The organism is Pseudoalteromonas sp. R3 (assembly GCF_004014715.1).
Taxonomy (GTDB): Bacteria; Pseudomonadota; Gammaproteobacteria; order Enterobacterales; family Alteromonadaceae; genus Pseudoalteromonas.
The window spans coordinates 1,066,645-1,086,047 of sequence record NZ_CP034834.1 but is presented as its reverse complement, the minus strand read 5'-3'; the positions used below and the strand labels follow the sequence as shown (position 1 = coordinate 1,086,047).

The window sequence follows — 19,403 nt, the reverse complement described above, 5'->3', positions numbered from 1 at the left end:
ATGAGTCCTCCTATCGTGAAGAAAGTTTTGCAGATTGTGCTGCGAAATGCGCTCGTATGGTCGACAACTGCTTAATAATGCTGCCATCAACAAGCTCTGGCAGAGCGCCATTAAGTCGGGCAAAAAATTTCTCGGGGAACCCAAGTCCCTTGCGTTTGGCTTTGCTCTTAAGCAAAGCCATAAATTCATCAGCCACAACCTGCGGGCAATCCATTGTATTTCCAAGCTTTTTGTTAAGCAGGCGGACTGACTCGTCATTTATGGCTGTATCAGCAGCCCTGGGGGCGAGGTATTTCACTGAAACCCGTCCATCCAACTCTCGGGATAAGGCTTCACTGAAGCCACGTAAGCCAAACTTACTGGCGCAATAAACACTTTGGTAAGGAAATCCGATGGCCCCGAGCGCAGAGCCAATATTAACAATCGTTCCCTGGTTGGCCTCTAGCTGATCTAACATGGCATAGGTTAAACAAGTCGGTGAGACAAGATTGACCTGTAGTTGCTGTGTTAATTCCGCCTGCGTCATATCTTCAAACGCGACCATGCGATTGACCCCAGCATTATTAACAAGCAGACTCGCACCTCCCATCATCGCGGCCTGATGCGCAACCTGTACGGGTGCTTTATCATCACATAAATCAACCGCAATAGCCTGATGCTCAGGACCTAATTGCGCCACCATTGCTTGTAAAGCGTTTCGTTGACGCGCCACCAGGAGTAAGCGCCAACCATCTTTAAGCAAGCGGTGTGCGAACACTCGGCCAAGTCCGCCAGTTGCCCCAGTCAGCACTGCTAATTTTTGTGCACTCATTAGCTTGCCTCCCGTGTAAATGACCCCAGTTGAACATCCATATCATGAAAAATGGCCCCATAGAGACGATAAAAGCGTCTGGCAGCGTGAATGATGATCTGCTGCTCTTGTGCATCTTCAATGCGATTCATTAACCCGGCAAAGAAGTCAATATGCTCAAGGTCCAGCGCCCCGTGAGATGTCAGATAGCTGAAAGCGTTTTTTGGTAAATCCAGCTTGGTACGGATGGTCGTTGCAGCTTTATCTGCCAGCATAATTGACGTGCCCTCCAGCACATTCACCATGCCAAAGAAACTCAAGGGTGACACACGTTGAATGCTGTCATAGGCATAGCTGACCATCATTTCTGTCGCAAAGCCCGGCTGGCTGTGACGTACCGTTTCTTTATCGAAACCGCACGCAGCTATATCATTGAGGATCCATTCCTGATGCCCTAGTTCCTCTTCAATGTAATGTGCAATCGCCTCACGTAGCCATTCTTTTTCTTCGTTCAATTGGCTGCCACATGCCATCAATAGTGGAACCGTGTGCTTAACATGATGAAAAGCCTGAGTTAAAAACCCCACATACTGTTCAAGGCAGATCTCCTCTTCAAATACTGCCTTGAAGATAGGCGCACTTAATAGGTACTCTCGCTCAGCATGAGTCGCATCCTGTAATCTCTCATAAAAATTATTCATATGCTTTTCTCCAATCGTATTTGCGGCTGCAAAGCCTGCTCCTCGGTGTAAGTTTGATAGAGGGCAGTTAATTCAGTTTGATAGTGGCGGGCAATGGCATCACGCCTGGGCCGACCGTTTGATGTTAGTAATTCGGCTTGTACCGACAAGGGATGTTCCAGCCGATGCCAGGAATCAACTCTGGCGTAATCTGGTAACAGGCTGTTGGTCTGAGTGACAAGCTTGGTTAGCTGACTGTCACTGAGTTGCGAAGAGGCATAGATTAACGCAACCAGATGTGCTCTGGCTTCCCCAAAGACAATAGCCTGTAAAACACCACAATGGCTGAGTAATAAAGCTTCAGGCCACTCTGGCGACACATTACGCCCATTGCTCAGGATCAGTTGGTTTTTATGCCTTCCATGGATCACCAGACCCGTGGTGTCTTGCTTCGCTAAATCTTCGGTTGCCAGCCAACTCTCAGGGTTGTGCTGCGCTCCATTAAGATAGCCAAGATAAAGTGGCCCGCGAAGGTAAAGCTGTCCATGTTCAATTTTGTACTCCAGATGAGGTAACACCTCTCCGACACCTGTGAGCTTTCCGTCAGCTGTGTTCAGTGCCACCACGGAGCCGGCTTCCGATAGCCCATAGCCCTGATAAACGGGCAATCCAAACGCGATGGCTTGAGCAAGTAGATAGCTATCAACCCGGGCGCCACCAACGGCGATAAAACGTAAACTGCTAGGTGGTTGCCAGCCCTGTGAGCAGGCATGCACCAACAGCTGCAATAGCTCCGGGACCAGGATCAGCGTATTAGGCTCGAAATCACTGATACAGGCCAATAGTTTGTCGGGGGCTTGTAACTGACTGCCCTGATACCCCAGGCTATGCAAAGAAGGTGCAAAAATCTGACCGCAGCTCAATAACGGGGCATACACTCCTGCGATATTTTCAAGCAAGACAGCCAGAGGCAACAAACACAGATGTCTGGGCTTTTCCAGGTCCAAGCGCTGACTAAGACTATGTGCCACTTGCATCATAGTGGCTTGCGACAAACACACACCTTTGGGAGAGCCGGTCGAGCCTGAAGTAAAAGTGATCTTGCGTGTACCTGCAAAATAGCCTGTTGCTTTACCATTAAGCCGGTAAACATGGAGTTGACGCCCACATACGGAGATGGTTTTACTATGCGGATAGAGCTGGAGCACCGCTTCACTAATTAACCAGCTAGCACCTGACTCAGATAATGCGTGCTCGCACTGTGCTTGAGTGAAAAACAAAGGCAGGGGCAGCGCAATTTTATTGCACTCTGACAATGCAAGGTCAAGCGCAATCCAGGCAGGTGAATTATCCATATGAAAAGCAACACACGCTCCATCAAGTGTGCTCAGATGCTCCACCAAGACCTCACATTGCTGCTGAAAGTCATGCTTGGTCCAGCTTTGATACTCATCTGCAACGACAATCTCTTGACTGTGATGTGATGTACTATTCAAAAAGTCATGCATAGCGCAGTCCCTCCAGCAAATATTCCGTTTCGTTGCGATATTGCTCCACATACCGCCGAAATAGCGCCGTTTTTCGGATCACCTGATTCGCATCTGCTAACTCTACTACACACACTTTGGGCTGTTGCTGGTAGTAAGAGCCATAGTCAGCAGCGCCCTTAATATCATCAGTTGCGTCAGCAAGGATATGCACCGGAACCTGTAACAAAGACAACAATGCTCTTACCTGGCTGGTTGCAGCAAAGGTCAGATAGCGAATACCGTAAGCGGTCAGTGCCTGAGTCACTATCACAAAATGCAGCAAACTGGCTTTACGATGCGTCGATACCAGATTTCCCAGCTCGGCAATTTCAAAACGTGCATGTTGGCCTAATGTACTGCGACCAATTTGATGTGCGCCGATGGTCAACTCAATACTGTGTTGCAGGTACTGTTCAACAAACAACTCGTGTTTGCCAGCAAGTCGTAGCCCCAGGCTACACTGACCACAAGTCAACTTCAGCGTACTCAGTAACGGATAAAAGTGCTTGATCTCGGCATCAAATGCTTTACGAAACCCACTGCGAATATCATGCTCCAGTGTGGCGCGCAAAACACCGTGATGAGCTGCCCAGCTTAGCTGCCGTGTAGAGGTCGCGGTTTCATGAGTTTGAATAAGGGCGGTCATACGCTGCTCCGTAATGTTAACTTAGGTGCAGAGTAAAACTGGAAAATTAAGAAAACCTTAAGATTCCAAAATGAGTGTGTATTTGAGGTCTATTAAGTGTGTTTCAAGGCGAGGTAGACTGCAATATCGTCTGCGCTGAGTGGCTCGCCCAGATGGTACCCCTGCAGAAGCGGGCAGCCCATTTGGGTGAGTAACCTGGCCTGTTCAGATGTTTCGACTCCTTCAGCGCAGCAAACAACACCAAGGTTATTAGCGAGAGTGAGTATCGAGCTTACCACACCCGTGGCCTCACCTTCTGTTAACCCATCTAAAAGCCCAGGGTCTAGTTTAAGGACATCAAAGTTGAACGCATGAAGTTCACCAATGCTGGTATGACTGGCGTCAAAGTCATCAATCGCCAGAGTAAAGCCGGCCTGGCGCCATGCACTAACCACAGTGTTAAGCTCAGCTCCCAATAACGATAGCTGCTTTTCAGCGATCTCGATTTCTATATGCTGAGGCTGTAACCCATGTGCAGATAAGCTGCGCTTTAGTGTTTGCAATGCATCATCTTGTTGCAGTGTTTTTACCGCCAGATTGATACTTAACCTGAGCTTAGGGTGTTGTGCCTGCCATTGCGTAAAGTGGCTCAACGCCTGCTCCCAAAGTCTTGCCTGCAAAGTCATCAGGGCACCCACGTCTGTTATCTCGCCGATAAAATGACTCGCTTCAACCAGGGTACCTTCTTTATGCCAGCGAGCTAACATTTCCAGCTGAACAACCCGGCCATCCGCGGCATTCACAACGGGCTGAAAATGAGGCTCAAACTTATCCTGAAATATCGCCTCAAAAATGGCTTGTTCCAGAACCTGATTTTGCTCGGCTTCGTCATCCAGTTGCGAGTAGTAAAACTGCATACCGCCTTTGCCAGATTTCTTCGCCCGATACATAGCACTGTCGGCATGTTTCATTAATACTTCAGCGTTATCACCGTCATCTGGATATAAAGCGACACCAGCACTCAAAGTAGCCTGCACTTCAACGCCTTTAATTTCGTATTGACCACACACTTTATCAAGCACTTTTTTGATGACACTGCCAACATGTCGTTTATCCTCAATGGCATCGAGCAACAGCACGAACTCGTCGCCTCCCATGCGAGAAACGGTATCACATGCCCGGATTGCGTCGGTCAGTCGGTGCGCAATCTGCTTTAATAACAAATCGCCAAAGTCATGCCCTAATGAGTCATTGATTTTTTTAAACTTATTCAGATCCATGAACACAACAGCAAACTGGTGGCGATTACGCAGTGCTCGTTTACAGGCCTGAATCAGCCTGTCTTGCAGCAATAAACGATTCGGCAAACCGGTCAATGCATCATGATGGGCCAGGTGATTCATCTTGCGTTTGAGCGCCCGCGACTCGGTCACATCCTGAAAAATCATCACGGCCCCAATCACTTTGCCTGCATTGTTGTATACCGGAGAGCAGGAATCATCAATGGCAAATTCCAGTCCGAGATGATTTCTAAAACAAGTAGAATCAGGCAAGCTAACCGTTTGCTGGTTTCGCATACAAACCGCCATCTGGTTTTCAATTGGCCTGTCACTTCCCTCATGATACAGCGGCATCACCTCGGTGATAGGTAATCCTTTCACTTCCTCGGTCAGCAGGGCTAAAACGGCCTCAGCGACAGGGTTCATAAAGATCACACGGCTATCTACATCGCAGCATATTACACCGTCGCCAATAGAGCTCAATGTCACGGCTAACAGTTCGCTGTCCGTATCTGCCTGACCTAGGTGAGGAGAAAGATGCAGATAGCGCGCAAGATGAAGATTGCAGTGTTCAGAGCTCTGCAGCTCAAATAATCCCGTCACACGCTCACTGTGCGCACTAACCAAAGTCAATTTAACTACCTGACCATTTTTTGGCTGCTCCAGCCACGCTGCAAGCCTTGCCCAGCTATCTGGCTCAAGCAGTTCATGCAGGTTATAAGCAAACAGAGCAGCATGGCTCTTATTCAGCGCTTTGGTCAAACCATCACTCATACTGACTAAGCTGGCATCTGAGCTAAACACGAACTGATACCCGGGATTAGCCTGAAACGCCTCTAGATAAAAATGATGGGCTTCATGATGTTCATTGCTACTGGTAACGCCCCGTTTACGATTTAGCCCCCACACCACCAAACCTGCCATCAGAGCAAATACGCCCCCTGTGGCCAGCGCAAACACCATAGGGTTGGCAAGTAAAATAGCTGGTGATTGAGTCGCTGCACTTGCCAGCCATGTCATGACAGACAAACACAGACAAACTATTGATTGCAACGCAGTGGGTTTCACTCAGGCTCCGCTCTTTTATAAGGCGCACCTGACAAGCTTAGTCGCAATCTCGTTACTTTGGTAATACTTCAGTGCACTTTTGAAGCCTTTGTTAATGAAAGAGTTTAAGCTTGTTGAGAACATTTTCACTCAGTGTGCAATTATGCCGATTTCTGGAATTTCAGCGAATTTTATCCTAGTGTCTTGAAAGCAGCCCGTAGCCAGTGGAGTTTCGCATTGAGCGATAAAAATATAGTAGACAGCTTTATTCGCGTTGCGCGTATTATTGCCAACCTTGATGCCATTCTGGCTGAAGCTAAAAACTTATCATTAACTGCTAAAAATGCACGAGTTGTCGCACTTCGAGCAGGAGACTCTGCGTCTGGTTTTAAGCCCATCACTAATTTTATTGATGAGTTTTCAGAGCAAACCATTAAAACTACGACACACATCTCAACATTATCCAACCAGCTGTTCAAAATCGCGCTTGAAGCAGTTCGCAGTACACAGTTTGATTTACAGGTCGGCCAAGCAGCGACATTGGCATCCACAGTACAACTCGCAGCTCTACAGCACAAAGCGAAATTTGAACGACAGCAACAGACGAAGAAACTCGAAGTCGCCCTGCTAGAGCTTGAGAGTTTTTTTGAAGAAATAAACAAACAGATGCGCAGTGCTGAATACATAGCTGTGACCAGTAGAGTTGAAGCATCGAATGCTGGAGAGTTTAGCGACAGCTTGCAATCCGTCTCCGACTTTATTGCCTGTGCAGCCAAAACAATCAAGCAATCTGTCACCGTAAACTTAAATGAAATTCATACACTAAGAGGCACCTTGCATTGAAAGCGACACAACTGTTTCAGGCTCCCAGCCACACCTGGTTGATGTTTGGTCGGGATGAAGGGAAACCAGAAAAAATCATAGATACCAACCAATATTTGGTGAAAGGAAAAGGTCAGGCTGTGCTGCTCGACCCGGGCGGTACTGAACTTTTTTCACCTATGTTAGCCGCAATATTACAGCACATTGAACTCGAAGAACTCACAACGTTATTCGCGTCCCATCAGGATCCCGACATCATTTCATCACTTGGGCTGTGGGATAAAGCCCTGCCAAACGCAACCCTGCACGCTCCCTGGCTATGGGAAGGGTTCATTCGTCACTTTGGCATGAACAACATCAGATATCAGGGGATCAAGGATGAAGGCGGCGAGATACGTCTGAATGACATTAGCCTCAAGCTAGTACCGGCACATTACCTGCACTCATCCGGGAATTTCCATGTCTACGATCCACAAGCAAAAATTCTGATGAGCGGTGATGTAGGCGCAGCACTGGAAAAAACGGATGCGCCCATTTTTGTCGAAGATTTTGGCACTCATGTGAAACACATGGAGTATTTTCACCGCCGCTGGATGCCCTCTAACCGAGCCAAGTCAAACTGGATAGCCCGCGTTAAAGAGCTGGATATCAGTATAATGGCACCACAACATGGCCGCTTGTTCAAAGGAGAAGCCGTCACCGAGTTCCTTGAGTGGTTTGCCAAACTGGATGTCGGAATTGCGAGTTAACTCAATACCGGTTTCACGTTATTTGTCGCTCCACACCGCCAACTCGTTACCACTTGGTTCAATGAAATGAAAACGTCTGCCGCCCGGAAAGCTGAAAATGGCTTTGTTGATTGTGGCTCCAGCTTGCTCTATAGCTTGCTGTGTCTGCTCAAGGTCCTGACTGTAGAGCACCAGTAATGGCGCCCCCAGGGCCTGGCTTGCAGACACTTCACTTTGAAAAAAGCCACCTTCCAGCCCAGACTCACTGAAAGCGACATAGTCCGGACCATATGACTGAAATTGCCAGCCAAATACCGATTCAAAAAATACCTGCGTCGCTGTCAAGTCCGACGCTGCAAACTCTACATAGTTCAATGTATGGTGTGTCATGGTCCTTCCCTCTTAATTTCTTATTTGCACCTTGATATTCAAAACTCGTTCACTAACACCGGTTTAAGATAGTGTACCGACCTTAATTTGCTCCATCTTAGCGCCATGGCATGATAGAGTGCCAGAAAAATAGCACATTAACGATGAATACTTTGTTTCGCATACTTCTAATAGGTTTGCTCATGACCCTGACAGCCCAAAGCCACAGTGCCACAGTTGCACCTGAATTACGCCCTCTGATTGGCCAAAAACTGATGCTTGATTTGAGATACTTTTGTGAACAAGGCAAGGGGACTCAGTGCAGAGCGCCTATGACGTCTCTGCCACCGCAGCTAAAAGACATCCTCCGGGAGTATCATATCGGCGGGGTAATTCTGTTTGCCGAAAACGTACAGGAAATTGACCAGATCGTCGCACTAACAAGCCAACTGTATCAGGCAACTGAGGTTCCCCCATTTATCGCCATCGATCAGGAGGGTGGCAGGGTCGCCAGAATCAATCGTGCCGAGGCAACCTCATTTACTGGCAATATGAGTATTGGTGCAAGCTATGCAAAACATGGCACCCACTACGCGCATGAAGTCGCCTCTGTGATAGGAAAAGAGCTGGCAGCGCTTGGGATCAATGTTAACTTCGCCCCCACTGTGGACGTCAATGCCAATCCAGACAACCCAGTCATCAATGTACGTTCATTTGGTGAGAGCCCCGACATGGTCGCAAAGCTCGGAGCCGCGCAAGTTAAGGCATTTGAGCAACAAGGGGTTATTTCAGCCGTTAAACATTTCCCAGGCCATGGTGATACCAATGTAGACAGCCACACAGGATTACCTCGGGTCAATCACTCTCCTGATCAAATTTACCAACAGGACATCGCACCATTTGCGACCATCATCAAGCACCACGCTCCGGGTATGCTGATGACAGCACATATTCAATATCCGGCTTTGGATGATACGCAAATCCTCAACAAACATGGTGAGAAAATGCTACGTCCAGCCACCATGTCACGCAAGATAATGCACGACTTATTACGGGGTCAACTAGGGTATCAGGGTGTCACTATCACAGATGCGCTCGACATGGCTGGGATCAGTGACTTCTTTGCTCCTGAGCAGGCTGTCATAGAAACCTTTGCAGCCGGCGTAGATATTGCTCTTATGCCTTTTGCGATACGTAGCACGGAAGATATCAGTAAATTCAGGCAATTTATGGACAAGCTTTACCAAACAGCCACCACTCAGCTAGAGGTCTCTGAGCTCAAACTTTCAGCCAAAAGAATTAGCGAGCTTAAAGCACGTTTTTTACCCGAAAAACGCCACCTATCAACCGCCATCGCTGAATCAGTACTGGGTAGTCCCCAACATCGTAAAGTAGAGGCCGAACTTGCTCTGGCGGCCATTACCGAGGTGAAAAATGATAATCTGTTGCCACTGACAATTCGCGCTGATCAACACATTCACCTGATCATGCCAGATAAACAAAAAGCCACGGCCCTTAAACAGGCGTTGCTGGCCAACTCAGCGCATCCACTCACCGTGACAATGTCTAGTCTTCAGGGGTTTAATCCACAGCAAGCAAAGTCAGATATCCAGCGTGCTGATTGGGTGATTGCCGGTCACGCTTCCCCAGCTCAAAGTGCCGCTGAAATTGGAGGAATGGACGACCTGGCCACATTAGCCAAATTTGCAGTAAACACAAAAGCCCAGCCAGAGGCCCTACAAGAGTTAATGATATTCGCCCAAGCGCAGAATACCCCTACGGTTTTCATCAGTTTACGCGCACCATATGAAATTACTCGCTTTGCGCCATACAGCCATGCTGTACTGGCAAGCTACGCGTATAACGTAGATGTTGAAACCGAGCACCAGGTGAGCGGCCCTGCGTACACCGCCCTTGCACAAGTGATAATGGGTAAGGCCAAAGCCAATGGTACGCTCCCCGTCAGCATAGACAAACAGGCAGATTAATCGTATCGGCCTATAATATTGGGGAGATGTTGTTAAATCAGCCTGTTATCTGATGAGGACAAGTATGGACCCCAAGGCATCACTCACTGCACCTAACGCTATTCGCGCCATGATCCGGGCCGGAGATTACTCCGGTCCAACCAATGGCTTTGTACCCGGTTTTGCCCAATGCAATATCTTAATCTTACCAGAAGCCAATGCGTTTGAATTCCAGACCTACTGTCAGCACAATGCTGACTGCTGCCCGTTGTTGGCAAGCAGTATTTCGCCAGGCAATTATCACCTGGATCAACTGGGTCAGGATATTGATATACGCACAGATATTCCACGCTATCGTATACTTAAACAAGGCCAGCTGACCGAAGAAGTCTCTGATATTTCGCATCTATGGCGGGATGATTTCGTCGCTTTTGCACTGGCCAGTCATCTGGCATTTGACACTGTTTTACACTCTTTTGGCATTGCCAGTCCACTTGCTAATCCGACTCACTCTTTACCAATGTATATCAGCAATATCGAAAGCCATCAGGTCGAGCCGTTTGGTGGGCCAAAGGTGGTATGCATGCGCCCTATGAATAAGCTGACATTGATCCGAGCAATTCAGGCCGGTTCAGTGAGTCGGGTACCTCATGGCATCCCTGTTCATTTCGGTGACTCGGGCGAAATAGGAATTACCAACCTGAGTAAACCAAACTTTGGCGAGCCGCTTTGTATTAATTCGGGTGATATACCCGTCTTCTGGACCACCAGCTTAACTGCGCATCTTGCCATCACCCGGGCAGCACCCGAGTGGTGTATTATTAACAGCCCACAACATCTGCTGGTGACGGATAAAGCAGATCTCAGTCTTGTGATCAGCTGAGTTAAGCCAGAGGTCTCTGTTCTGTCTGCTGATGCTCTAACGTTCAACGATGATCCGTGTTAAGGTTCAATAAAAACCAAACAAAAGAGCAACTCATGCTGTTAAATTGCGATTTAGGCGAAAGCTATGGCGCCTGGAAAATGGGCCTGGACGATCAGGTTATGCCCCATATTGATCTGGCCAACATAGCGTGCGGGTTTCATGCAGGCGACCCCAATGTTATGGCATCTACTTTGACACTTGCCAAAACGCATAAGGTCGGGATTGGCGCTCACCCCAGTTACCCTGATCTGCAAGGGTTTGGACGTCGCTCTATGACCCTCAGTGAAAGTGAGCTTATCAATATTTTGCATTATCAAATAGCTGCACTGGAGGGAATGGCACGCGTACATGAAATGACGTTGCAGTACGTTAAACCACACGGCGCACTGTACAATGACATGATGCGCGACGAAGGTATACTGGTTCAGGTACTCAAAGCAATGTCATTGTACCCTGCGCAGCTTAAACTGATGATCCTGGCAACGGCCAAGCAAGACCATCACGCACGTCTTGCGTCACAATTTGGTGTAGAATTGCTGTTTGAGGCCTTTGCAGACAGGCTATACACAGACGAAGGACTCCTAAGCCCTCGCGCGCAGCCCAACGCAGTACATAACGAAGCTCAACTCCTGGCGCAGGTTAAACAGCTGGTCACCCAAGGCACAGTTACGACTTCCAGCGGGCGTTTACTGCCGCTCAAAGCAGATACACTGTGTGTTCACGGTGATAACCCAGACAGCATTGCGCAAATTGTCGCCATCAAAGCACTACTTTTTCAAACCTAAACAATAACTCATAAGGAAAATGTTGTGATAGAAACCCCAAGACTCTTACTCAGGCCTTTGACCAATGAAGACTGGTCATTTTTCCTCTACCTGCACCAGCAGCCTCAGGTGATGCGGTTTATTAAAGACCTGCCTGACCATGACTTTATTCGTGGTCAATTTAATCGCCGCCTGCCTCGCTGGCGAAAACAGCAAAACCACTGGCTAACATTGCTTATTGAAGACCGCCAATCAGGTGCTCCAGTTGGATTGCATGGCTTTTTGTGCAACTGGGTGCCCTTCCAACAGGCAGAGCTCGGGTTTATGCTTGATCCCTCACATCAGGGCAAAGGGTACGCCAAAGAGTCAACTAAAGCGGTGATTGACTTTGCTTTCAACGAGTGTGGTTATCACAAACTAACGGCAACCGTAACCGAGGGCAATGAGCCCTCTTTTAACTTACTGACCAAGTTAGGCTTTGAGCACGAGGGTACACTTAAAGACAACTACCAGCTCGGTGGTAAATGGTGTCATGACCAGAAGCTTGGCTTGATCACGCCAAATTAAACACCAATGACGCAGCCGGAACAAGAACCCGGTTGCGTCGTTGAGCTGAATCACATCAGAATGGTCCTGTAGTATTCTGGGGTGTTTGCCATAGGCTTGACCAGACAAAGTTGCCATGTACGTAGTAGATATGATCGTCATGTATCACGCTACGATCATCTCCTGACCAAACATAACCCTGAAGCTCTGAGTCCGATTGCGGTTCAATAACACTACTGCCCATATACTGTAGCTTTGGCGTTTCACCACTGTGCACTTCGAATGCAGCTAATTCACTGCGTCGATACCAGGTCACACTATTGTCGCTCTCATCCTGAGTGAGCCAGCTTTCTATAGGTAACGTCATTCTGAATACCTCTTCACTGTGCTTTATATAGCTAAATGCATGATAGTCAAACTCTACTGGGCTATATCCGCCGGGAAATACTTTTTCCTGCAGTAAGGTTGGCGCGCCTATGTTGCTGACATCAAAAAGGCTTACCTTTGCGCCTATCTGGTCATCACTCTGCGCAACAGGGTCGATAAACCAATCCTGCACATTCTGACCAATCCCTACTAACAAAGTGTCTGAAACCGGGTGAAGATATGCTGAGTACCCGGGTATTTCCAATGCACCGGTTATTTTAGGGTCATTTCGCTCGCTGAGATCGAGCACATACAGAGGATCAATCTGGCGGAATGTCACGATATAAGCTTTATCACCAAAAAAACGCACCGCATAGATATCTTCCTCCACCAAACCATTGTCAGAAACTTTTCCGATTGGCGTGGGTCGAGTATCGTTGGGCAACTGGCTGAGCAGTGCCAGATTATCGCCTTGCTTCTCCAGTATATACAGTTTGTGCACCATACCATTTACCTCGGTGAAGCGTGACGTTACTACACGCAGCAAATCATTGTGTTCGCTAAAGCGAAGGTTGGTATTTCCACTGCCTAATCGGCCGGCAACTCTGCCGGATGCGCTGTAAGTCGCCGCATTTTCGGTCAGACTGAATTGGTGCATAACTGTCTGGGTTGTGTCCTCAAAAGTCACGTCCTCTGGATCGTAATAATAGCCGTAGAGGTAGAGGTTTTTCTGTGACATATAGATCCCCCGCGTTCGATTTGCAATACAGGTGGAAGTCAGAGAGTCGGGATCGCTTAGTGACACACGCGTGACTGAGGTAATTTGATGATAACCATTAAGCTCCGATGCTTGTTCCGGTACATAGCAAGTAGCGGGGTCTACCATTAGTTTTTGTGTTCCGGTCTTGATATCGGTCACTTTGGGTAACAACTCGGAGATATCCGTCGCCAATATTTTCTGGTAGTTAGTCAGGTTGAGATCTTCTCCTTGTTGCTCAAAACCATCAAAACGCGCTGTAAATTCACTAACCAAATAAAGCGAGTCACCTATAACACGTGAGTCCACCAGCTCACCATCAAAGCGTAACTGATGCGTAATATTGCTCTGTGCGGGATCTTGAATATCAACACGTGCCAGCGTAAAATCCTGAGCAACCGGCTCAGGTACCACTGTGGTGGAAAAGACTCCATCAATGGCGGGCTCTATCCCGAATATGCCCCCCTCATTACTGAGTACGACGGCGAGGTTATCCTCCTTCAGGTAAAGACGTTGTTTCGAATAGTAACCCCTACTGGCTATCAAACTGGAAAGTGGCGTAAGCTCTCCCGCTTCTCCACGTTTCAGAATGCGCACAGACTGCTGATGCTCCCCTTCTGCCGCCTGAAAATCCGTCGTGTTTGCAATATATAAGTAGTCACCGTCATACTTTATCCGGTCACTCTCATCTACTGCTGATTCCTGTACATTGGTGGTGGAAAAAGCGGGAGGTTCACCAGAAGTTGGAGACGTGCCTGCTTCGGAGCCGTCTGCTACGTCTGACGTTCTGTGCTGAGACAGATAAACACCATTTTTAAGGTAAGTCGCAAAGTCCTCTGCACTGGCTTTGCGTAGCTTTTTCGCGCTGGCCTCACCAGTAGATAAGTCAGGCACTTTATCAGGTGGAGTTTGGACCCCCCCATTACCAGGGCCCTGGCCTGCGGAATTACCATCACTCCCTGAACCACATGCACTGAGCAACGCCAACGACAGCGCAGCTGCTGTGACTTTTAAATGATTAGAATTTAACATTGGTTGTCTCCTTGGGATTAAGTATGTGCATAACCATACCTGTTTGCAAAAGAGTTGCTGTTACTCCAGTCACAGTAAATGTTATTTAATGTAACTCTTTCTGGTAATTGGTAATTTAATTGGTAAAGTACCACTGTGCAAAATAGGGAGCAGTGGAAAAGTGAAACGTCTGTCAGGTGTGATTGGCTCAATGTTGTTGAGTAGTATGGCTTTTGCTAACTGTGACACACAGCCAGAAAACTGTATTGAGGTGTCACAATGGGAAGTTTCAGTGGCCGTGGGAGCAGGTGTTGCAACCAACCCTCTGAAAGATGGGGAACACTCCCCACTGATCGTATTACCTTATATCAGTTATTATGGTGATCGTTTCTTTCTTGATAACACGGCGATCGGTTACACATTTGTCAACCAGCAGTCATTCGACGTCAGCTGGATTGCAGAACTCAACTCAGAGCAGGCATTTTTTTCCCGCTCCCGGCCCGGTACTCTGTTACGATCAAACACGCTTTCTCCAGACATAAGTGAACGGGTAGACTTTCCTGAGCCCCAAATCCCTTCCAGTAATGGTGGCGCAACTCCCGATAACGAGGGAAACATCAGCCAGCCAAAAGGAATCAGTGGCTACGTTCCTGTCATAAACAATGACCGAACTCCAGTACAGACAAAACCACCGTCCTTAACCTTTGAAGATCTGGCTAAGAGAAAGTGGGCAATAGACAGTGGCATACTGGCACACTGGTACATCTCTGAACAACACAAACTAACAATAAGATTGCTGCACGACGTTCGGGGGATTTATAAAGGGTTTCATAGCTCTCTTGGCTATAGTTACACACTGCCTTTTGGTCAGCCTAAATATGCACAGTTGCAGTTTAAACTAGGTATAGATTACAAAGATGCAAAATTAGGTAGCTATTACTATGGCATCACAGACAGAGATACCGATCTCACACATTTCCACTATCAGGTAGATAGTACCGTTAATCCCTATGTCGGTATTGCTTATAATCATAAACTAACAAAAAGCTGGCAGTTTAAATTCACGGCAAAACATCAATGGCTTGGTTCGAGTATCGCAAACAGTCCAATTATAGAGGAAGGCTATACCACATCAGTCTTCATCGGAGGCCTTTATGCGTTCTAGCCGCCCTCCGTACGGCCTGTCTGCCGGAGTGCTTTTATGGTGCTCAGGCTCTTTACAGGCCAGTACAGAACCACCACCGTTATTTGAGATTAAGCCATTGGTATGTATGGTCAAGACACAAGGACAAACCTGCCAAATGACCATCCGGGTAAACTGGCACCACGCTGTGCCAGAAAACCTATGCCTGTATCAGGAAAATAAGCAATTGCACTGCTGGGAAAGCAGCAACCAGGGAACAGCCAAACTAGCAGTCAAACTTGCACAAAATATGGAGTTTAGCCTGAGAGATACCAAACAGCATACTCTTGCCAAGAAGACCGTGAAAGTCAATGCAGTGGTTAGCACTAAGTACCGCAGAAAACTGAAAACCGATTGGAGTTTATTCTAATGACCAAAGTCATTCTGGTAGAAGATGATGAAAGACTCGCTCAACTTACCGGGCAGTTTTTACAAAGTAATAATTACGATGTCACCCTGATCCATGATGGCGCCCTGGCTCCGGAGAAAATCATTCAGGAACAACCTGACATAGTGATTCTCGACATTATGCTGCCCAATCTGGATGGCTTTGAGATATGCCGCAGGGTACGACCAGATTACCCGGGACCAGTATTATTTTTAACAGCAAAGGACAGCGACTTCGACCATGTTCGAGGCCTGGAAATTGGTGCTGATGACTATGTAATCAAGCCCGTTGAGCCATATGTACTGCTGGCTCGACTGAACGCGCTATTGCGTCGCCAGGGCAAACAAACAGATAACACTGATACACTGACCTTAGGACAGCTTCACATAGATAAAGCGGCAAGAAAAACCTATCTGAGCGAGCAAGAGATCGAACTGACCAGCTATGAGTTTGATCTTCTGTGGGAGCTTGCCAGACACGCAGGAGAAACCTTAAGTCGCGAACATATATACACTGAAGTGGTTGGCAGACCATACGATGGCTTAGACCGAAGTGTCGATGTGCGGATCTCCAGATTACGCAAAAAGCTCAACGACAACCTGGAACAACCCTACCGGCTGATTACCGTTTGGGGCAAAGGTTACCTGTGCTCAAAGTCTGCCTGGGAATAATGTACTGTGTTGCGGTTGCTTGTTAGCCTATATATTGTGGTATTTGCCAGTATTATTGCTATAAATCAGGGCAGTGAGGCTGTGTGGCGCAATTGGGTTGAGCAGGCACCTGACGACTTACGTCACGCCACTGCTGTGGCAAGACACTACCAACAGGCATTAACGCATTTAAACGAAGCAGATTTTGCGTCGTTTTTAAGTACCCAAACACAACTAACTGTGTTTCCGTACGAAGATGTTGCCTGGTTGCCTGAGCAACTGGCAGCACTCAAAAACGGGGAAATTATCACCTCATTTGATGACACTGGAAACGCCCTGATCCTATTCGTGATCAATGGTACATCGGTTGTACAACTTGGTCCTTTTGCGCCAGCGCAATCCGCGACGATAAAACAATATACAATTAAATTTCTCTCATTTTCCCTATTAGCACTGCTATTGGTGCTTTGGCTCAGACCACTGTGGGTAGACCTGGTGCAACTAAAGCGCACATCCGAAAAACTTGCATCAGGCTCTCTTGAACTCACTCCAACACGCTCACGGTTCTCTGCTATTTATACTTTGACCCAGCAAATTGAAAAAATGGCGCTGAAAACCGCCAGCCTGATGAGTAACCAAAAACAGCTTGTTAATGCTGTCTCTCACGAACTCAGAACGCCTCTTGCAAGGTTAAAGTTTGCGCTTGCCATGCTCGCCCCAAAGGACCCTGAGCAAGTCGCAGCCATGGAAGAGGATGTAACAGAAATGGAAGTGCTGATTGACGAGATGCTCAGTTATGCGCGGCTGGAGTTTGCAAATCAACAACTACATATGCAACGGTGCGATCTGGCACCTCTCATCCTGGATCAACTTGACAAGCTCAGACGCACAACGGACAAGCACCTTGTCCTCAATATCAAGTCAGATATTCCAGTAAAATGCGATCCACACCAGTTATCCAGAGTAGTACAAAACCTGCTGCAAAATGCTGACAAATATGGCCACAGTACAATCAAAGTCACACTGACAATACAACAGAATATGGCTCAATTCACAGTGGAAGATGATGGCCCAGGCATTCCTGAGTCCAAACGAGAACAAGTTTTTCAGCCATTTTCCAGACTAGACAAAAGCCGAAGTAAAGAAACCGGCGGATTTGGCCTTGGGCTGGCCATTGTCAGTAAAATCCTGTCCTGGCATGACACCACTTGTCAGGTGGGGGAGTCTGATCTCGGCGGAGCCAAGTTTAGATTGGCGTTGCCCCTGATGAGTGACTAGCTCATTGATATTAGAATTTAACCGACCCGCGCATCGCTTTAGTCTGGGCACGTTTGCTTTTACTGTCCAAACGCTTGCGCTGAGAACTGCGCGTTGGTTTAGTAGCCCTGCGCTTCTTTTCTACTTTTATGGCCGCGAGTATCAATGTCTTTAACCGCTCCAATGCATCTTCGCGATTCTGTTCCTGAGTGCGAAAATTCTGTGCTTTAATGACAACCACGCCCTCTTTACTGATCCTGCTATCTTGCAAGGCCAGTAATCGCTCTTTGTAGAAAGCAGGTAAGGTTGACCGTTTGATATCAAACCTCAAGTGAATCGCAGAGGACACCTTGTTAACATTTTGCCCACCGGCCCCCTGCGCTCGGATCGCTGTCAATTCAATTTCCCAAGCAGCCAGTTCAACATTATTTGATAGCTTTAACATAGTTACCACGATTCACTTCTATAGCCGCTATCATAACAAGTTACGTATAGATGAGTCTATCTAAGCTCCCCAAGACGAGTCGTAATGGCTGGTGATACGCTGGCGGCACGAAAAGCGGGGGCCAAAGTTGCAGCCTGACCAAGCAGCAGCATACACGCTCCTCCGATAACCAGGAATTCCACAGGCACAACGGCGAGCTCAAACCAATTACTGAATTGCACATTCAGTAGCATAGCCGCAATGCATCCCAGACCAATGCCCAGCACCGTCAAAAGTGCATTCTCAAGCATAAAGTACCCAACTATATGCTCTTTTTGCGCCCCCAGAGCTCGCCGGATCCCTATCTGCCTGCGACGCCGGGTAACGGCAAAACGCGCCTGACCAAACACGCCTAACGCCGTAACCAAAGACAAACACACTACAACCCACAGCAGTGTCATACTGGCCGAATATTCAGCCTGATAGCTCTGCTGCTTTACTTGTTCAAATGTTTGCAACTCTTCAACTTTTCTTCCATGACGACGCATCAGATAGTCAATCGTTTGCGCCATAACCTCTGCCTGTTGGCCTGGCTCTGTGCGTACCAAGTAGTAAACGTACTCACTGGTCTCTATTACCGGCGCAAGCACACTATGTTCCACTACGGCCCAAAAGCTCCAGGCAGCCTGCAAGGTTTTCACGACCCCCCGAACCTGTTGTGGTCGCTTGTTAATATAAATAGTCTGTCCTACAACCTGGCGCCAGTCGTCGGGATAAAGTGCTTGTGCGAGCGCTTGTGTGATGATGATCTCTGTTGCAATACGAAACCCATCTGTTTCTGCAAACAGCGGTGTCTGTGAAAAGCCTTCCCCCGCAATCAACTCTAACCCCATAGTTTCAAGTAGCGAGTTATCACCTCCATAATAACCACTGAAAGTATCATACTCACTATCAGCCTGAGTCGCGACTTCCAGAAAGCGCCCCCAACCAGTCAGAGGTATCCCAGATGTAACTGACGCAGAAGTGACGCCTGACAAGTTACTTATTGCTTGCAAATCTTGGTCAATATCCGCACCTCTTGCAGTAGCTTCTGAGGGCAAGTTAGTGAGTACGTAAAAGGTATGTTGTTCATCCAACCCACTTGGACGCGATAATAAACTGTGCTTGTGCAATGCCATGTAGGCGGCATTCACTAATATCATAAAGGTCAACGCTATTTGCAGCACGAATAACAAAGGAGCGGTGCGGCTGTAATTCAACGCTTTAAGGATTGGTATCAAGTCTCTCATGCTCAC

Annotated in this window: 19 protein-coding genes; 10 read left to right on the top strand and 9 right to left on the bottom strand. The window is 47.7% G+C overall.

The window, feature by feature from the left end; translation table 11 throughout:
- Positions 1-10: 10 nt before the first annotated feature.
- The 5 genes from ELR70_RS03910 to ELR70_RS03890 all read right to left on the bottom strand — a co-directional run bounded on the left by ELR70_RS03910 (position 11) and on the right by ELR70_RS03890 (position 5,972).
- Positions 11-811 carry an SDR family oxidoreductase gene (locus tag ELR70_RS03910; protein WP_054013568.1) on the bottom strand — a complete coding sequence of 267 codons (801 nt, stop codon included), beginning with the start codon at positions 809-811 and terminating at the stop codon, positions 11-13.
- The gene (locus ELR70_RS03905) at positions 811-1,491 is read right to left on the bottom strand and encodes an iron-containing redox enzyme family protein (RefSeq protein ID WP_054013569.1); all 681 of its coding nucleotides are present in this window, start codon (positions 1,489-1,491) and stop codon (positions 811-813) included. Before ELR70_RS03905 ends, ELR70_RS03910 begins: the two co-directional genes overlap by 1 nt.
- Positions 1,488-2,978 (bottom strand): AMP-binding protein, encoded by a 1,491-nt coding sequence (locus ELR70_RS03900; protein WP_082353067.1) that lies wholly within the window; start codon positions 2,976-2,978, stop codon positions 1,488-1,490. Before ELR70_RS03900 ends, ELR70_RS03905 begins: the two co-directional genes overlap by 4 nt.
- On the bottom strand, positions 2,971-3,645 hold the full coding sequence (locus ELR70_RS03895; RefSeq protein WP_054013570.1) for a thermostable hemolysin: 675 nt from the start codon (positions 3,643-3,645) through the stop codon (positions 2,971-2,973). The genes ELR70_RS03900 and ELR70_RS03895 overlap by 8 nt, the downstream gene beginning before the upstream one ends.
- A 92-nt stretch (positions 3,646-3,737) precedes the next feature.
- Positions 3,738-5,972, bottom strand: coding sequence for an EAL domain-containing protein (locus ELR70_RS03890; protein WP_128064474.1), 2,235 nt, complete (start codon positions 5,970-5,972; stop codon positions 3,738-3,740).
- Between the two features lie 216 nt (positions 5,973-6,188).
- On the opposite strand from ELR70_RS03890, the gene ELR70_RS03885 reads away from it, so the two are divergent.
- Together ELR70_RS03885 and ELR70_RS03880 are read left to right on the top strand one after the other, a co-directional pair.
- Entirely contained in the window at positions 6,189-6,794 is a 606-nt protein-coding gene (locus ELR70_RS03885) for a hypothetical protein (protein WP_054013719.1), read from the top strand.
- Positions 6,791-7,522: an MBL fold metallo-hydrolase gene (locus tag ELR70_RS03880; protein ID WP_054013572.1), complete on the top strand. Its 732-nt coding sequence runs from the start codon at positions 6,791-6,793 to the stop codon at positions 7,520-7,522. Before ELR70_RS03885 ends, ELR70_RS03880 begins: the two co-directional genes overlap by 4 nt.
- 18 nt (positions 7,523-7,540) lie before the next feature.
- On the opposite strand, the gene ELR70_RS03875 is transcribed toward ELR70_RS03880, so the two are convergent.
- Positions 7,541-7,891: a VOC family protein gene (locus tag ELR70_RS03875; RefSeq protein ID WP_054013573.1), complete on the bottom strand. Its 351-nt coding sequence runs from the start codon at positions 7,889-7,891 to the stop codon at positions 7,541-7,543.
- 182 nt (positions 7,892-8,073) lie between these two features.
- On the opposite strand from ELR70_RS03875, the gene ELR70_RS03870 reads away from it, so the two are divergent.
- From ELR70_RS03870 to ELR70_RS03855, 4 genes are all read left to right on the top strand, one after another.
- The gene (locus ELR70_RS03870; protein ID WP_054013574.1) at positions 8,074-9,858 is read left to right on the top strand and encodes a glycoside hydrolase family 3 protein; all 1,785 of its coding nucleotides are present in this window, start codon (positions 8,074-8,076) and stop codon (positions 9,856-9,858) included.
- A 64-nt stretch (positions 9,859-9,922) separates the two neighbouring features.
- A complete protein-coding gene (locus tag ELR70_RS03865; protein ID WP_054013575.1) occupies positions 9,923-10,720 on the top strand; it encodes a DUF1445 domain-containing protein in 798 nt (265 codons plus the stop codon).
- 95 nt (positions 10,721-10,815) lie between these two features.
- The gene (locus ELR70_RS03860; RefSeq protein ID WP_054013576.1) at positions 10,816-11,547 is read left to right on the top strand and encodes a 5-oxoprolinase subunit PxpA; all 732 of its coding nucleotides are present in this window, start codon (positions 10,816-10,818) and stop codon (positions 11,545-11,547) included.
- Between the two features lie 24 nt (positions 11,548-11,571).
- Positions 11,572-12,093, top strand: a complete 522-nt coding sequence (locus ELR70_RS03855; RefSeq protein WP_082353068.1) for a GNAT family N-acetyltransferase — start codon at positions 11,572-11,574, stop codon at positions 12,091-12,093.
- Between the two features lie 55 nt (positions 12,094-12,148).
- Here the strand turns inward: ELR70_RS03855 and ELR70_RS03850 are convergent, their stop codons facing one another.
- Entirely contained in the window at positions 12,149-14,227 is a 2,079-nt protein-coding gene (locus ELR70_RS03850; RefSeq protein WP_054013578.1) for a beta-propeller domain-containing protein, read from the bottom strand.
- A gap of 160 nt (positions 14,228-14,387) precedes the next feature.
- On the opposite strand from ELR70_RS03850, the gene ELR70_RS03845 reads away from it, so the two are divergent.
- Genes ELR70_RS03845 through ELR70_RS03830 form a run of 4 tightly spaced genes read left to right on the top strand, consistent with a single transcriptional unit; the run spans position 14,388 to position 17,705 of the window.
- A complete protein-coding gene (locus tag ELR70_RS03845) occupies positions 14,388-15,371 on the top strand; it encodes a MipA/OmpV family protein (protein ID WP_054013579.1) in 984 nt (327 codons plus the stop codon).
- The gene (locus ELR70_RS03840; protein ID WP_054013580.1) at positions 15,361-15,759 is read left to right on the top strand and encodes a DUF3019 domain-containing protein; all 399 of its coding nucleotides are present in this window, start codon (positions 15,361-15,363) and stop codon (positions 15,757-15,759) included. The genes ELR70_RS03845 and ELR70_RS03840 overlap by 11 nt, the downstream gene beginning before the upstream one ends.
- Entirely contained in the window at positions 15,759-16,448 is a 690-nt protein-coding gene (locus tag ELR70_RS03835; RefSeq protein ID WP_054013581.1) for a response regulator, read from the top strand. Before ELR70_RS03840 ends, ELR70_RS03835 begins: the two co-directional genes overlap by 1 nt.
- 6 nt (positions 16,449-16,454) lie before the next feature.
- A complete protein-coding gene (locus tag ELR70_RS03830) occupies positions 16,455-17,705 on the top strand; it encodes an ATP-binding protein (RefSeq protein WP_054013582.1) in 1,251 nt (416 codons plus the stop codon).
- A 10-nt stretch (positions 17,706-17,715) separates the two neighbouring features.
- Here ELR70_RS03830 and arfB read toward each other — a convergent pair whose 3' ends face one another.
- Entirely contained in the window at positions 17,716-18,129 is a 414-nt protein-coding gene (arfB, locus tag ELR70_RS03825; protein WP_054013583.1) for an alternative ribosome rescue aminoacyl-tRNA hydrolase ArfB, read from the bottom strand.
- Positions 18,130-18,185: 56 nt separating this feature from the next.
- Positions 18,186-19,397 carry an FtsX-like permease family protein gene (locus tag ELR70_RS03820; protein ID WP_054013584.1) on the bottom strand — a complete coding sequence of 404 codons (1,212 nt, stop codon included), beginning with the start codon at positions 19,395-19,397 and terminating at the stop codon, positions 18,186-18,188.
- Positions 19,398-19,403 lie beyond the last annotated feature (6 nt).